Here is a 14,824-nt window from a genome sequence, read left to right as displayed (position 1 = left end):
CGCCAAAAGCTGATGGGCATTCCCTGAACGTGTTCATGTTCAGAGAATGCCCATTTTCAATAACCAGCCAGTATTCAGGCGATTGCTGACAAGAGCCGCTGCTCGGTGCTTTGTCTAAAGAGCCGCAACCTGCGTGAGGCCGCGCCGCGCAAGGGCTATGTCAGCCAGCGCGTTGATGCAGGCCGCCGCCACAGCGGAGCCGCCCTTACGCCCCAGCAAGGTAAAGTGGGGCCAGGGGCTTTGTCGCAAAAGTTCCTTTGACTGCGCCGCGTTCACAAAACCCACAGGCATGCCCACTATGAGGGCAGGCGGCTGCGCGCCCTGCGCGAGCACGTCCAGAAGCCCCAGCAGGGCCGTGGGCGCGTTGCCGATGACCACAATGTTGCCGCCCATGTTCTGCGCAATGCTCTCAAGCCCGGCGCGGGAGCGTGTGGTGCCCCGGCTGGCGGCAAGCTCCGCAAGGCCGGGCAGTCCCATGAGAGGCGTCACCGTTACCCCCAGCGGATCAAGGCGGCGCATGGGCAGGCCAGCGGCGGCCATGCGGGTGTCGGTATACACGGTGCAGCCCGCGAGCAAGGCGGTCACGCCAGCTTCAAGGCCAAGGGCGCTCAGCCGCAGGTCGTCCACGATATCCGTATCGCCAAGGGTGTGGACACAGCGGCGGGCCACTTGCCAGAGCGGGCCATTAAAGGTTCGCGGTTCAGGAATTTCCGCATCTATGATGGCGAAAGAGCGGCTTTCGATTTCGGCTGGGGTGCAGGCCGGGTCAAGATCAACACTGATTTTATCTGTGGGGTTGTGAACCATAAAATCCTCAGGGGCGTGTGTCTGAAAGGTAGGCGGCGCAGGTGCGCAGCCATGCGCGCCAGAAGCGGCGGGAGCCTTCGGGATAGCAGTGCAGCCATGATCCGGCGACAGATCCGAGGCGGCAGCCTTCATCCCGTAAAAAACGGCCCTGGCTGTCATAGAGCTTCCACAGGGGACGGCATGGGGTGGGCAGGGGGATTTCTTCTTCCTGCGCATAGTGAAATTCGTGTCCGCGCACCCACAGGGGGCGGGCGGCAGGTCGTTTAAGCGCGGGCCAATCAGGCGCGGCTTGCGCGGCCCGGTAGCCCAGAGCCGCCTTGCTTGCGCCAAGTGCGCAGTTGCGCGGCAAGAGGCCGCTCATGGCGTGGCCTTGCCCTGCAATCTGCACGGACTGCATGAGATAGATATAGCCCCCGCACTCGCCGTACATGGGCATGCCCTGTGCAGCCAGCCCGTGCAGGGCTGCGCGCATGGCCGTGTTGGCCGCGAGCCGGGGGGCATGCAGTTCCGGGTAGCCGCCGGGAAAGTACAGGCCGGAACATTCGGCTGGCGGCGCGGCATCCCGCAGTGGAGAAAAAGCGACAACGTGCGCCCCAAGATCGTGCAGCACGGCAGGCAGATCCGCATAACAAAAGCTGAAAGCCTCGTCCCATGCCAGGCCCACAACAGGCCTGCGTTTGCGGTGGGGGCGAAGTGGGTGCTGCGTTTGTGCGTCTGAAAGGGGAAAAAATCTGTCTGACGGCGGTTCATGTGCCTCGGATAACCGCGCTTGCCGGGCTACTTCCGGCATTGACGCCCCGGACTTGTCTGCATCAACTGCCCTTTGTGGCGTCTGTACGCCCGCCAGTTTGAGCATGCGGTTCAGGTCGCAGTGCTGCTCAACCCATTGGGTCAGGGCTTGCCTGTCCACCGCTGGCAGGGCCTCGCGCGCTTCTACTAGCCCCAGATGGCGGGAGGGAAGTTCCGGCGCGCCCTGACGGGGCAGCAGGCCCAAGAGGGGCACGCCAGCGCTCTTTGCCAAGGGCGTCAATGACTGGCGCAGCAGGTCGGCGTGGCGGGCGCTGCCCACATGGGTGCACACCATGCCAAGAAAACGGACAGGCAGACCGCCTGCCCATGCGGGACGGTGCTGCAGGAAGCCCTCTGCCAGGGCGGCAATGGACTGCCCCATACCGCCTGCGTTGAGTACCAGCAGTACGGGCAGACCAAGCAGGGAGGCCAGATGCGCAGTGCTGCCCGCTCCACGGTGCCCTCCGTCAAAGAGGCCCATGGCCCCTTCCACCACCAGCAGGTCTGGCTTGGCGGAAGAATTTGTTCCGGCCTTTGCGTCGTCCGCGTCCCCATACTGGGAACAACTTGCGGACATGCGTTCAAAAACGCGGCCCAACCCTTTGGGGATGCGCCCTGCGGGCAGGGGTTGTTCAGCAGGGGACGGCGCGGCTTCCCGGCACATCCATGTGTCCAGATTGGCTGCGGGCTGGCCTGTCAGCGCCGCATGAAAGGCAGCATCAATATAGTCCGGCCCGGTCTTGGCCGCGCGGGCCACGAGCCCGCGCGCGTGCAGGGCACAGAGCAGGGACAGGGTAAAGGTCGTTTTGCCCGCATTACTGCCCGTGCCGCCTATGACAAGGCCGGGTATGCTCGGCTGCGGCTTGGGCATGCTTGCGCTCCGTAGGGTGTCGGCAGGGATTGCCTTGCGGCAGATGCTGTCAGCGCTGTCGCAGGGCCTCGGCAATGATGGCCGCGTCTGCCTCTGGCCGGGCTTTGAGTTGCAGCTCGGGGTTACCGCCGGAGCAGGCAAAACCCTCTGGCCCCAGTTCCACAAAACCGGCGGAAACAACGCGGCTGTAAGGCAGCTGTTCGCGCATGTCGCTGTGGTCTACACGGCGCGGAAAGATGAAAGGCACTTCCTGACCAGAAAAGTCTTCAACGATGAGGTACTTCACAGGGGCCTCCTCAGCGCGCGTCGGGCGCGGCGGGCTTGGCATTGCGGCGGTTTTGCAGATACTGCCGCACGGCCTTGTTGTGGTCATTGAGGTTGGTGGAAAAAACATGCTCGCCACCATCGAATTTCGCCACAAAGTACAGGTAGTTGTGCGCCTCGGGGTGGACGGCTGCGGCAAGGGCCGCTGCGCCGAACGAGCAGATGGGGCCTGGTGTCAGGCCGGGGCGCTGATAGGTGTTGTAAAGGTTGTTGGGATCGTCCAGATCGCGGCGGCGCAGGTTGCCGTCAAAGTTGGGTCCAAGGCCGTAAATCACTGTGGGGTCGGCCTGGAGCAGCATGCCCTTGTTAATGCGGTTCTGGTAGACCCCGGCCACGCGGGCGCGCTCTGCGTCAATGCCTGTTTCCTTTTCCACTATGGAAGCAAGGATAACCCATGTTTTGAGCTGTTCTGCCTGGCTCGGCCCCGGTTTTTTGCCGTCGGGCCACACGTTGGCGGTCTTGCGCCAGAAGTTGTCCACCATGCGCCCGGCAACGGCCTTGGCCTGCGCCAGATCGACAACGTCATTCTTTTTGAGCAGATATGTATCCGGCATCAAAAAGCCCTCAGCCGTGGCAAAGGGGATGCCGTAATGACGCAGAAAGTCCGGGTCGGTCACGACCTTGCGAAAGTCGTCAAAAACTACAAGTCCGGCCTCTTCAAGCACCTTGCCCGTCTGCCACCATGTGAGGCCTTCCGGCACGGTGACGCGGTACAGCACGGGGTGCCCGTTGACCAGCTCGTCCAGCACTTTTTCCGGCAGCCAGCCCGTATTGAGGGCGAATCTGCCAGCCTGGAGGCGGTTTTCCCATTTTTTATAGCGGGCCAGCAGGTCGAGCTTGCGGGCGTCGGTAACAACCCCCTGCTTGACCAGCCCCGCGCTTACCTGCGCCAGACGCGCCCCGGCTGGTACGTCAAAAAAGACATCGCGGCCTGGGGTTTCCGGTGCGGTGGTGAGGAAGGTGTGAGCCTCGTAAGCCACCCATCCTCCGCCTGCGAGGGCCAGCAAAAGCAGCAGGCCCAGCGCGCGCAACAGTGTTTTCATGCGGGTCTCCGGTCTTGGGGCGCAAGCGAAAGAAAGGAAGAAAGAATGCGCACAGCGGCCTGCTGGTCAAGCACTGCCTTGCGTTTGCGCATTTTCAGACCGGCCTCGCGCAGATCGGCCCAGGCTTCTTCGGAACTCAGCGCCTCAATCATAAAGAAAAAAGGCAGCGGCACCCGGCGCTTAAGGCGCTCGGTCACGTTGCGTATCTGGCGCGTGGTCATGGTTTCTTCCCCATCAAGGGTCAGGGGCAAACCTACCACCACCGCTTCTGCCCCGGCCTCGGCAATGCGCTCGGCAAGGGCGGCCAGAAAGGCCTTGCGGTCGGTAAAATCCTCAAGCCGAAGAGTTGCCAGCGGAAAGGCCAGCCGTCCTTCAGGGTCGGATGCGGCAAGGCCCGTGCGGGCCAGACCGTAATCAACGGCAACGAATTTCACTGCAAGCCTCGTTGTGTGCGGCGCGTTTGCCAGCGAGTGCGGCCATCCCTAAGAAAATGCATTCTCAAAGGCAAGGTGGTCTAAATGATGCCCAGCAGCGACAGCAGGCCAAGGGCGCTGCCGCTGACCAGCGGACCAAGCACAAGTCCAAGCGCCCCGGTGAACAGCAACAACAAAAGAATGACAAATCCGTAACGCTCCACACTCAGGTAACGATATGCGGCGGTTGGGGGCAGAAAATAGGCCACAACCTTGCTGCCGTCCAGCGGAGGAATGGGCATCAGATTGAGCCAGCCCAGCCCGAAATTAATGATTACGCCCGTCTGAATGGTCTTGAGCGCAAAGACGTAACTTGTGCTGTCCATCCATTGTTGCGGCGGAAAAACATGCAGCACCGCCCACAGCAAAAGGCCAAAAAGCCCTGCCAGCAAAAAGTTTGTGAGCGGCCCGGCAAGGGCTACCAGCATCATGTCTTTTGCGGGATTGCGGAAGTAACGGGGATTGACTGGCACTGGCTTGGCCCAGCCGAACACAAAGGCCCCGGAAAGGCTTGTCAGCACAAAGGCCAAAAGGCCCATGGGGTCAATATGCGGCAGGGGGTTCAGGGTCAGCCGCCCCATGACTTTTGCGGTAGGGTCGCCGCATCGAAAGGCCACCCATCCGTGGGCCACTTCGTGCAGAATGATGCCCAGGAGAGCGGGTACAGCGGCTACGGCCAGGGTGCTCAGCACCTGGGAAAGGTCTAGGTTCAGCATATGTTGCGGGTACCATTTTCCTCTTGGCGCGGCAAGGTCGGGCCTAGCCCGAGGAGGCTACCTTGCGCACCAGCAGATCGTCGTCAGGCCAGATGTGGCGGTCAGGCGTAAGCAGCTGACCGTTGCGGGCCACAAGGGCGGTTTCTTCAGCAAGGCCAAGGGCTGCAAGCAGCTGGCGCGAAGTCTTGGGCCGGGGCATGGAAAGGTATTTTTCTTCCGGCTGCACCAGTACGGTCACGCGCGCGCCCGTGTGTTCCGGCTTGACCACCTGAACGTGAGCGGTGTGCGCGGCGGGGGCTGCTGCGGCCTCGGTTGCCTGGGTATCGTTAGCCGGGGTGGCTGTGTCAGTCATGCAATACTCCTACAGGTAGTCTTCGAGCAGCGCGCAGGTATGGCAAACCAGCGGCGCACAGGTTTTGATGAAAAGATTGTTCTGTTTGACAGCTGCCATGCCCTCGGGTGTGGTAATGTCATGCCCCAGAACGCCCCGGCACTGCAAGCTGCCGTGAGCCTTGGCAAAAGCTTCGGTAAAGGCGTCGCGCCGGGCGTAGAAGGCCTCTTTCTGCGGGCGCGGGCATGGGCCGCTCGGGCCGTACATCATGCCTATGACCATGAGCGAGCCGGAAACGCAGCCGCATACCTCGGCCTTGCCCATGCCTGAGCCGAAGGCCGAGGCAATGCGCAGGGCTGTTTCTTCCGTCAGGCCAAGCCTGTCTGCAAAGTGGGCCAGCACCTGCTGCGCGCAAATAATGCCCATGTTGAAGTCTTCTTGCACTTCTTCAAGTTCAGGAGGGGTGCTCATGCTTTGTCCTTATGTGCAGAAGTAGTAAACGAGGGTCACAACGGTCATACTGGCGGCCCGCAGCCCCTGATTGGCGAGGATAAGCCGCAGGGCCAACGCCGGGCGGAAAAAGCCCGCATAGGATGGCAGCTGGTGCCGTATGGCCCGCATGGGTGTGGAAAGGATATTGCCCACCATGAGGGCCAGCACCACATCGCGCGGCGAAAGCCCGCCAGTTTGCAGCACGCTGCCCGCAGCGCCAAGGGCCGCGCCAAGCTCCGCCGCCAGGTGCAGCACAATGATGCCCATGGCCTGCGGCTTCAAAAACGAGAGCCAGCCCATGTGATCGGCCAGCCATGCCTCTGCCAGCGCAAAATAGCCGTAGCGCTGCATGCAGAACATAAGCACGTAAATGGGCACCGTGAAGTACACCAGCTTGGGAAGACGCCGCAAAAAGCGCCGCCAGGCCTTGTTCAGGGCCTCGCGCCACGATGTGCCCGCCTGCTTGATGTTCTGACAGGCAATACAGCCCGGCGGTGGCGGCGGCAGCAGCCAGCGTGAAAGCACAACGGTAAAGCCCGTGCGTCCTGCGGCGGCGATAAATGTAAGCCCCACGTACACCAGGGCAGGAGTGCCCAGTACCGGCCAGGTGAGCAGAAAAATGGTGGGCGTGTGCACTAGGTAGGCTGGCAGGCTGTTGAACAGGTTTGCCAGCATAAGCTCGTTGCTCGAAAGCTCGCCCAGATTATGGCTGTCAGAGAGCAGGCCATTGGCAGCGGCGGGGGACACAAAGGCCAGCGAAAAACTCGCGCCCGCGACTTCACGCAGATGGGCGGTCTGGGCCAGGGGCGCGGCAAGGCGGGCAAGATGGCGCGTCCAGCGCAGGGCCTCTAGCAGGTTTGCCACAAGCAGGCCCACCGCCAGCCCCAGCAGCAGACGCAGCAAGGGCCAGCCCAGGGAATGCCAGAGGCTTGCGAGTGTGAGTGCGGTATCTGGGGAGGTTGCTGTCATGCTGGTTGGCTTGGCGCTGCCGGAAGCTGAAATGAGGAACAGTCAAGGATTTGCGCGCCCCTGCGGGAATGCCCGCAAGGGCAAAACTAGGATTCGCCGTGGCTAGGGATTATAGCCCGTGTCGGGGGGCAGATCCCTGCGGCCAGCTTCAGCGCGGGCCAGAACGTCGCAACGTTCGTTCTCAGGGTGCCCGGCATGGCCTTTCAGCCAGCGCATGCGCACCTTGTGGGTGGAAAGCAGGGGCAGCAGGCGCTTCCACAGATCCACATTGAGGGCGGGCTTTTTGTCGCTCTTGATCCAGCCTTTTTTCTGCCAGCCCCAGACCCAACGCTTTTCAATGCTGTCGCATACGTATTTTGAGTCGGAGTAGAGCTCGACTTCGCAGGGGTTTTGCAACTGGCTCAGGGCTTCCACAACCGCCAGGATTTCCATGCGGTTGTTGGTGGTCAGCTTGTAGCCTCCGGCAAATTCCTTGCGGTAGTCCTGATCGTCAAGTTTGAGTACGGCGGCCCAGCCGCCGGGGCCGGGATTGCCCAGACATGAGCCGTCAGTATGAATGGTCACTTTCTGCATTGTAGTCCTTTACGCGGGTTCCTGCCGAAGCTGTTCGGCGAACGGCAAGCATACACGGCAAAGCCTTGCTGGGCAATGCGCCTCTTGGGGCAGGTGAGGGCGGATTCCACCCGGCAGAAAAATCCCTGGATAGATTGCGGCAGAAATAAAGACGCGAGGGCGCAGGGGAGGGGATGGCCCCCCCGTAAAATTTCGAGGCAATAATTTTCAGGAAAATCCTTGCAGAGCAGTTAACTCATTTCATTCGTAAACTGCTCTAGCCAGGTTCGTTGCCCGCGCGCATCAGACAGTGCAGCAGCACGTCAGCGCCTGCCGCGCAGTCTTCCCATGAGGTGTTTTCTACCTCGGCATGGCTGCGCCCGCCCATACTGGGTACAAATATCATGGCTCCCGGCGCAACCTGGGCAATATAGATCATGTCGTGCGATGCTCCGGAGACCATGTCCAGGCAGGGCAGGCCAAGGTTGGTCGCAGCCTCGCGCACCATTCCGCGCAGGCGCTGGTCAAAGGGCACGCGCGAAACCTGCCAGATGCGTTCGGGCGTAACCTCACACCCCGCCAGTTGCGCAGCTCCGGCCAGCGCGGCCTCGATGCGTAGGCACACATCATCTGTGGCGGATTCGTCCCAGCCGCGCACGTCGATGGTGAACTGCACATCCCCGGCAATGACGTTGCGCGAGTTGGGCGAAGCATGCACTTCGCCCACCGTGGCCACCACCTGACCGGAACTGCGGGCAATCTCAAAAATGCGCGCCGCCATGAGCGAAAAGGCGTATATGGCATCGTGCCTGCTGGTCATGGGCGTTGGCCCGGCATGGTTGGGCACGCCCTGTACGCGTACATTGTACCAGCGCAGGCACACAATGCCCTGTGGTATGCCGATGGGGATGCTTTTCTCTTCCAGCACAGGCCCTTGCTCTATATGCAGTTCAAAGGCCGCATGCACAGGGCGGGGGAAATAACTGGAATCGCCCCGGAAGCCGATGCGTGCAAGCTCCCCGCCAAGGGTAAGGCCTTGCTGGTCTTTGAGGGCGTACATATCTTGTTGCGCCAGCTTGCCAGCCCATACTCCGGAGCCGGAGCAGCCGGGGGTGAAGCGGGAGCCTTCCTCGTTGGTCCAGTCGGCCACCACCAGATCGCGCAGCAGGGATACGCCCGCATCGCGCAGGGCGTTCACAACCTCCACGCCAGCCACAACGCCCAGCATGCCGTCAAAACGTCCGCCGAGCGGCTGGGAATCGCCGTGAGAGCCTGTCATAACCGGGGGCAGACTTCTGTCCTTGCCCGGCAGCACGGCAAAGATGTTGCCCATGCCGTCCACATGGATTTCACAGCCCAGCTCCTTCAGCCATGCGCTGAGTTGCTGCCGGGCGTCTTTGTCTGCATCGGACAGGGCCAGCCGGGTGACGCCGCCGCCCGCAGTTGCCCCGAATGCAGATATTGCTTCCATGCGGTTTTGCAGCCGCGCTTTGTCTACACGCACAGAGTTCATGCCTTCTCCCTTGGTTCAGGCTCTATTCATCCGGCGGGGCACGGGCTGCCAGCCCGTGCCCGCAGGCACATCCCGCCAGCGGCGGAAAAAGCCTATGACATGCCGAATTTGTCGCGGAACAGTTTGCCGGTGCGCTCCATGTCCGAATCGGCCCAGGTGCGGCGCATGCGGTTGAGGGTGGGCATGCCCAGATTGAATTCATTCAGCCAGTTGCGGGCAAAGATGCCTTTTTCCGTTTCTTCAAAAATCTGCTGGATGGCGTCTTCGTTGATAACGCGCGGGCCGGATGTGCGTACGGCAAATTCGCAGGTGCGGCTGGCCCGCCGCGTGAGGTATTCTTCCACGCCCACTTCATCGATATCGTCAATGATGGAACGGATGGAGCGCACGGCCTTGGCATAGGCGAAAGAAGCCGGATAGCCGTTATCGGTCATGACCTTGTAGATGGAGCGCATGAGCTGGATGGCCCCGCCGTAGAGCACCTGTTCTTCAAAATTGTCGCCCTCGGTTTCGTGCTGGAACGAGAGCTTGATCGTGCCCACGCGAGTGCTGCCCACGCCCTTGGCAATGGCAAGGGCCGTGGCGGCGGCATGGCCGCTGGCGTCCTGATCAACGGCCACCGCGCCATAAATGCCCGAACCTTCCTTGAACTTGCGGCGCACCACCGGGCCGGGGCCGTTGGGTACAAACAGGATGACGTCCACATCCTTGGGCGGCTTGATGGTACCGTAGAGGATGGCAAAGCCGTGCGCAAAGCTGAGGGTTTGACCGGGGCGCAGGTGGGCGTGGATGGAAGAATAGTACACAGCGGGCTGGGCCGGGTCTTGCAGCAGAATATGAACGATATCAGCTTGTTTGACAGCCTCCTCGATGTCGTACACGGCAAAGCCGTCGGCCTCGGCGTCCTTCCAGCTGTTGTGCACGGTTCTGTCGCCAACGCCCACAATCACGTTGATGCCGCTGTCGCGCAGGCTTTTGCCCTGAGCCTTGCCCTGGCTGCCGTAGCCGATGATGGCAATGGTCTTGCCGTGCAGCACGGAAATATCAACGTCTTCGTCCCGGTAAATTTCGCCAAACTGTGACATGGTATATCCTTATTGAAAAAGCGGGAGGCTACAGGGCCACATCGCGGTTGCAGTCTTTGGAGTAGATGTATGTGAGCCGTCCCCTGCCAGTGGCGTATACAGCCTGCGGGGTATAGGGGCCAAAGAAAATGAAGTCTTCCTTCTGCACCTGAATCCACTCGGCCCCCAGCAGATAGATGCCTTCGCCCTCCAGCAGATAGGCCCCGTGCTCCTGCACGTGGGTTTCCACAAAGGGATGGCAGCCTGCGGGGTCAAAACTGAGGGTGTGCATGTTCATGTCAAAACCAAGATGGGTGGGCAGCAGATCGCGGATAAACACGTTGGCCATGTCTTCGTAGATGCGTTCTTCCATTGTTGCGGTATTGCCGAATACGGCTTCGGCCTCGTGGCCCGGCAGGGCGATGTAGCGCTGCTTGTAGAGCAGGAAGCGCACAGGGGCATTGGTGGTGTTGGTAAATTCAAGGCCTTTTCCCGCAGAGGCAAACACGTAGCCGCCGGGGGCCAGAGTGTGCTTCTGCCCGCAGGTGGCTGCGGTCAGCGCTCCCGCGCCGTCCATGATATATAAAAAGGATTCCACGCCCGGCTCCTGCGCAAAGGGGGCAACCGTGCCCCCGCCGGGCAGGGCCGTGCCCACATACTGCACAAAACTCGCGCCCAGTTTGGGGGAGGCAATGATGGACATGTTGCAGCCCTCGATGCCGGGTATGACGTTGCGCACCCGACCCTCCGGCGGAATGACCGCATATTCGCCGGGCCGGATGACGGCCCGTGTCTTCAGCAAACCCTCTGGATAAGCCATGTTTCCTCCTTGAGCAGATTTAGTTTTGCTTGCCCAGACCGGGCACAGCGCGCCGGTCTCCGCAACGGGCGTTCACATGGGCGGACGCCGGAGCAATTTTTGATAAATTGCCCATAATGCTCAGTTCACCGTCTGGATGAACGAAGCCAGTTCCGGAGTGCCGGGCTTGGCAAAAAGCGCCTTGGGAGCCCCGGCCTCATGAACCTTGCCCTGGTGCATGAACACCAGTTTATTGCCTACTTCGCGCGCAAAGCGCATTTCGTGCGTGACCATGATCAGGGTCATGCCTTCCGCCGCGAGCTTGCGCACAACTTCAAGCACCTCGCCCACCAGCTCGGGATCAAGGGCGGAGGTTATTTCATCGCACAGCAACATTTTGGGGCGCATGGCAAGCGCGCGGGCAATGGCCACCCGCTGCTGCTGCCCGCCAGACAACTGATCGGGAAAGGCGTTGAATTTGTCGGCAAGGCCCACCCGCGCGAGCATTTCTGCGGCAAGCTCCCGCACTTCGGCCTCGGGCTCTTTTTTGACAATGCGCGGGGCCAGCATGACATTTTCCCCCGCTGTAAGGTGGGGAAAGAGGTTGAACTGCTGAAAGACCATGCCCACCTTGAGCCGCAGTGGGCGCAAATCGTTTTCCAGCCCATGGACACGATCTCCGTCAATTCTCACAAAACCCGCATCAAAGGTTTCCAGCCCGTTGAGAATACGTAGAAACGTGCTCTTGCCAGATCCGCTGCGGCCAATGACGGCCACAACGTCGCCTTCTTCCACCGTGAGGTTGACCCCGCGCAGCACCTTGGTTTCACCGAACTGCTTGTGCAGTTCATCAACGACGACCAGCGACATGGAGCCTCCTTTCGATGCAGCGGGCAAAGGCCGAAAGCGGATAGCACATGAGAAAATAACCCGCAGCCACAAGGCCGTAGACCAGCAGCGGCTTGAAGGTTGCGTTGGCGATCATGGTCCCGGTTTTGGTTATTTCCACAAGGCCGATGATCGAGGCCACGGCTGTTCCTTTGACGACCTGTACTGAAAAGCCCACAGTCGGGGGGATGGCTATGCGCAAGGCCTGGGGCAGAATGACGTGACGCAGCTGCTCGTAACGGTTCATGGCGAGGCACGCCGATGCCTCCCACTGACCCTTGGGCAGCGCCTCAACGCATCCGCGCCAGATTTCAGCAAGGTACGCGCTGGTAAAGAACGTAAGGCCCAGCGTAGCGGCGGCCAGGGGCGAAATATCCACGCCAAACAGGGCCAGCCCGAAAAAGATGAGAAAAAACTGCATAAGCAGCGGCGTATCCTGAAAAAACTCAATGTACGTCATGGCCAGGGCGCGCAGTTGTGCCTTGGGCGAAATGCGTACAAACAGCACAATAAGGCCCATGAATCCGCCAAGAGCGAAAGCGATGACAGACAGAACGATTGTCCAGCCCGCGCCCGTCAGCAGATGGCGCACCATGTCCCAGATAGAGAAGCTGATCATGCGCGCCCCCTGCGGATGCAGTGTTTGCCAAAGGCATGCAGGCTCTTGCGCACGGCGATGGCGAGAGCAAGGTACATGAGCGTGCTGGCGAGGTAGACCTCAAAGGCGCGGAATGTGCGGCTCTGGATGAGGTTGGCCTCGAAGGTCAGCTCCTCGGCGGCGATCTGCGAACATACTGAGGACCCCAGCATGACAATGACAATCTGGCTGCACAGGGCGGGCCACACGGTTTTGAGCGCCGGGCGCAGAATCACGTGGCGCAGGCACTGCCAGCGGCTCATGGCCAGGGAGTCTGCGGCTTCAATCAGGCCTCTGGGCACAGCCGCCACACCAGCACGGATGATCTCGGTCGAATATGCGCCGAGGTTGACGACCATTGCCAGCACGGAGGCTTCCCATCCGTTCAGCCGTACCCCAAGGGCGGGCAGGCCGAAGTATATGAAGTACAATTGCACAATAAAGGGCGTGTTGCGGACGCATTCTACATAGGCGGTAAAAAACGGGTGCAAAAAGGGCAACCGCCACTCGCGCGAAACCGCTCCCAAAATGCCCACGGCAAGGCCCACCGTGGCGCTGACCGCCGTGAGGGTCAGCGTCAGTGCTGCCCCCTGAACCAGCAATGGCCAGTTTGCCGCAATGGGCTCGAAGGTAAACTGATAGGCCATGGCTGTTCCCCTAACTGGAGGTCGCTCTATGGCGACCACCTCCATACGTCCTGGTTGCTGCGGCAAACCGCTATTTTGCAGCTTTGCGAGGTTGCCGCATCCGAATCTTGCCGTTATAACCTTGTGGTCTTACCGGTAAAGAGTTGGTAAGCACGGTGCTCCTCGCTGTTCTTTTTGGCAAGCCACCAGAAAATCTTTAAAAATCCTGCGGCAGGGTAGTGTGCAGCCATGTTTGCGCAATGGCTTCAAGCTGCCCGTCCTTCTTTGCCTGGATGATGATGTCGTCCACAGCCTTTTGCAGTTCCGGCTCGTTTTTGTTCAGCCCGATGTAACAGGGCGAGTTCTTGATGAGGAATTTGACTCCCAGATGTTTGGCCGGGTTCTGCCCGTTGATGGAAGCCGCCACAACGTTGCCTGTGGCAACCATCTGCACCTGGCCGGAAAGATATGCGGCGATGGTTGAACTGTTGTCCTCAAAACGGCGGATTTCTGTGGATGCGGGCGCAATCTTGGTCAGTTCCATGTCCTCAACCGCGCCACGGGTCACCGCAATTGTCTTGCCCGTCAGATCTTCTGCCGTGGCGACCTTGAGATCGGCGGGGCCAAATACGCCGTTAAAGAAAGGCGCGTAGGGAACTGAAAAGTCGATGGCTTTTTCGCGTTCGGCGTTTTTGCCCAGCGAGGAGATGACTAGATCAACCTTGCCTGTGGTAAGGTAGGGGATGCGGTTTGTGCTGGTTACTGGCACAAGCTTCACCTTGACGCCAAGGCTTTTTGCAATAAGCCGGGCAGTATCGATGTCGTAACCCACAGGCTGCATGTCTGCGCCCACAGAACCAAAGGGGGGGAAGTCCTGCGGAACAGCAATGGAGATAACGCCTGATTTTTTTATTGATTCAAGCGTGTTGCCCGATTGTTGGGCGTAAAGGGATTGCGGCAGGGCTGCGGTCAGCAGCATGACGGCCAGGATGAAACCAAGGCGGCTGGGAAAAAATTGCATGACGTCCCCCGAAGAAAATGTTTGAGTAAATCCGGAATTATCCACGTTTTAGTCAGTTTCTGGTAAGACCGGTAAAAAATGATTGCGCGTTTTCTACAAATTTGTCAACATGGGTAAACGAAAAATGTTACCTCTACAATTTGGTGGAAATTATGTGTGCTAAATTACAGGAAAAACTTGAAGAAGCTACAAAAATGTGGAAGTCTAGCTCGGAAGAAGCCGCTGAAAGCATTTTGTCAATGATTTTGAATAATAACTGGCAAGAAGGGCATAAATTGCCCCCGCAGCGCGCGCTTGCGGAATCTCTTGGGGTCAGCCGTCCTACGGTGCGCGAAGCTCTGGTTATTCTGGAGACCATGGGCAAGGTGACCATTCAGCCCGGCAAGGGCGTATTTCTTGTGACACGCGCGCAGGAGAGCCTGCCTGCGGCACCTGTCACGCGGTTTGACCGGTCATTTATTGCGGGCAAAGAAACGCAGATTTTTCAGTTCAGGCACGCCATAGAGCCAGCCATTGCCGCCCTTGTGGCCCTGAACGCTACGCAGGCCCAGCTTGACGACATGGCAGCCATGCTGGACGACATGAAGCAGGCCAGCGTGCGCGGTGATGTGCAGCTTTTTGCCCAACTGGATTTCGCCTTTCATACCCAGATGATTGAAGCGGCAAACAATCCTTTTTTCATTGAGGCCATGCGCCCGTTTTTTGATCTGTTTTCTGAAAGCCAGCGGTTGCCTTTTTCCAATCAGGAAGGGCTGGTGGACACCATGCGTGAACATGCGGTTCTGCTGGAACATCTCCGGTCGCGGAACTCGCACGGGGCGCGTTTGGCCATGGAAGAGCACGTTGTCGCCACTGCCGCCAGAGCAGGAGTGCGTATTTCTTCTTGGTGAGGGAGTGGGGCGAGCTTTG

At 59.9% G+C, this 14,824-nt stretch carries 18 protein-coding genes; 1 reads left to right on the top strand and 17 read right to left on the bottom strand.

Annotation, left to right across the window (positions count from 1 at the left end; all coding sequences use genetic code 11):
- Nucleotides 1-114: 114 nt before the first annotated feature.
- The 17 genes from ACUZ9P_RS04485 to ACUZ9P_RS04405 form a co-directional block, all read right to left on the bottom strand.
- Nucleotides 115-807, bottom strand: coding sequence for a precorrin-8X methylmutase (locus ACUZ9P_RS04485; protein ID WP_449248798.1), 693 nt, complete (start codon nt 805-807; stop codon nt 115-117).
- Between the two features lie 7 nt (nt 808-814).
- A complete protein-coding gene (locus tag ACUZ9P_RS04480; protein ID WP_449248797.1) occupies nt 815-2,467 on the bottom strand; it encodes a cobyrinate a,c-diamide synthase in 1,653 nt (550 codons plus the stop codon).
- Nucleotides 2,468-2,516: 49 nt separating this feature from the next.
- A complete protein-coding gene (locus tag ACUZ9P_RS04475) occupies nt 2,517-2,753 on the bottom strand; it encodes a hypothetical protein (protein ID WP_022659006.1) in 237 nt (78 codons plus the stop codon).
- Nucleotides 2,754-2,763: 10 nt separating this feature from the next.
- On the bottom strand, nt 2,764-3,834 hold the full coding sequence (gene mltG / locus ACUZ9P_RS04470; RefSeq protein ID WP_449248796.1) for an endolytic transglycosylase MltG: 1,071 nt from the start codon (nt 3,832-3,834) through the stop codon (nt 2,764-2,766).
- Nucleotides 3,831-4,268: a Holliday junction resolvase RuvX gene (gene ruvX, locus ACUZ9P_RS04465; protein ID WP_022659004.1), complete on the bottom strand. Its 438-nt coding sequence runs from the start codon at nt 4,266-4,268 to the stop codon at nt 3,831-3,833. The genes mltG and ruvX overlap by 4 nt, the downstream gene beginning before the upstream one ends.
- Before the next feature lie 80 nt (nt 4,269-4,348).
- Nucleotides 4,349-5,023 carry a site-2 protease family protein gene (locus tag ACUZ9P_RS04460; protein WP_449248795.1) on the bottom strand — a complete coding sequence of 225 codons (675 nt, stop codon included), beginning with the start codon at nt 5,021-5,023 and terminating at the stop codon, nt 4,349-4,351.
- 43 nt (nt 5,024-5,066) lie between these two features.
- Nucleotides 5,067-5,375 (bottom strand): hypothetical protein, encoded by a 309-nt coding sequence (locus tag ACUZ9P_RS04455; protein WP_298997686.1) that lies wholly within the window; start codon nt 5,373-5,375, stop codon nt 5,067-5,069.
- A 9-nt stretch (nt 5,376-5,384) separates the two neighbouring features.
- Complete coding sequence (locus ACUZ9P_RS04450; RefSeq protein WP_298997684.1) at nt 5,385-5,825, bottom strand: C-GCAxxG-C-C family protein; 441 nt, start codon at nt 5,823-5,825, stop codon at nt 5,385-5,387.
- Nucleotides 5,826-5,834: 9 nt separating this feature from the next.
- A complete protein-coding gene (locus ACUZ9P_RS04445) occupies nt 5,835-6,815 on the bottom strand; it encodes a hypothetical protein (RefSeq protein WP_449248794.1) in 981 nt (326 codons plus the stop codon).
- A gap of 102 nt (nt 6,816-6,917) precedes the next feature.
- Nucleotides 6,918-7,388, bottom strand: coding sequence for a ribonuclease HI (gene rnhA, locus ACUZ9P_RS04440; protein WP_022658999.1), 471 nt, complete (start codon nt 7,386-7,388; stop codon nt 6,918-6,920).
- A 256-nt stretch (nt 7,389-7,644) separates the two neighbouring features.
- Nucleotides 7,645-8,880, bottom strand: a complete 1,236-nt coding sequence (locus ACUZ9P_RS04435; RefSeq protein ID WP_449248793.1) for a M20 family metallo-hydrolase — start codon at nt 8,878-8,880, stop codon at nt 7,645-7,647.
- A gap of 92 nt (nt 8,881-8,972) precedes the next feature.
- Nucleotides 8,973-9,965 (bottom strand): ketol-acid reductoisomerase, encoded by a 993-nt coding sequence (gene ilvC, locus ACUZ9P_RS04430; RefSeq protein ID WP_323390528.1) that lies wholly within the window; start codon nt 9,963-9,965, stop codon nt 8,973-8,975.
- A 28-nt stretch (nt 9,966-9,993) separates the two neighbouring features.
- Nucleotides 9,994-10,764, bottom strand: coding sequence for a (S)-ureidoglycine aminohydrolase (allE, locus tag ACUZ9P_RS04425; RefSeq protein ID WP_449248792.1), 771 nt, complete (start codon nt 10,762-10,764; stop codon nt 9,994-9,996).
- 120 nt (nt 10,765-10,884) lie between these two features.
- Entirely contained in the window at nt 10,885-11,613 is a 729-nt protein-coding gene (locus tag ACUZ9P_RS04420; RefSeq protein ID WP_298997675.1) for an amino acid ABC transporter ATP-binding protein, read from the bottom strand.
- Nucleotides 11,594-12,250, bottom strand: a complete 657-nt coding sequence (locus tag ACUZ9P_RS04415) for an amino acid ABC transporter permease (protein WP_449248791.1) — start codon at nt 12,248-12,250, stop codon at nt 11,594-11,596. The genes ACUZ9P_RS04420 and ACUZ9P_RS04415 overlap by 20 nt, the downstream gene beginning before the upstream one ends.
- Nucleotides 12,247-12,915, bottom strand: coding sequence for an amino acid ABC transporter permease (locus ACUZ9P_RS04410; RefSeq protein ID WP_449248790.1), 669 nt, complete (start codon nt 12,913-12,915; stop codon nt 12,247-12,249). The genes ACUZ9P_RS04415 and ACUZ9P_RS04410 overlap by 4 nt, the downstream gene beginning before the upstream one ends.
- Nucleotides 12,916-13,111: 196 nt before the next feature.
- Nucleotides 13,112-13,915 (bottom strand): transporter substrate-binding domain-containing protein, encoded by an 804-nt coding sequence (locus ACUZ9P_RS04405; protein WP_449248789.1) that lies wholly within the window; start codon nt 13,913-13,915, stop codon nt 13,112-13,114.
- A gap of 152 nt (nt 13,916-14,067) precedes the next feature.
- Between ACUZ9P_RS04405 and ACUZ9P_RS04400 the strand changes: the two genes are divergently transcribed.
- Complete coding sequence (locus ACUZ9P_RS04400) at nt 14,068-14,805, top strand: FadR/GntR family transcriptional regulator (RefSeq protein ID WP_449248788.1); 738 nt, start codon at nt 14,068-14,070, stop codon at nt 14,803-14,805.
- The last annotated feature ends 19 nt before the right edge of the window (nt 14,806-14,824 follow it).

This window comes from Desulfovibrio intestinivivus, from assembly GCF_053570665.1.
This window is presented reverse-complemented; position numbering and strand designations above follow the sequence as displayed.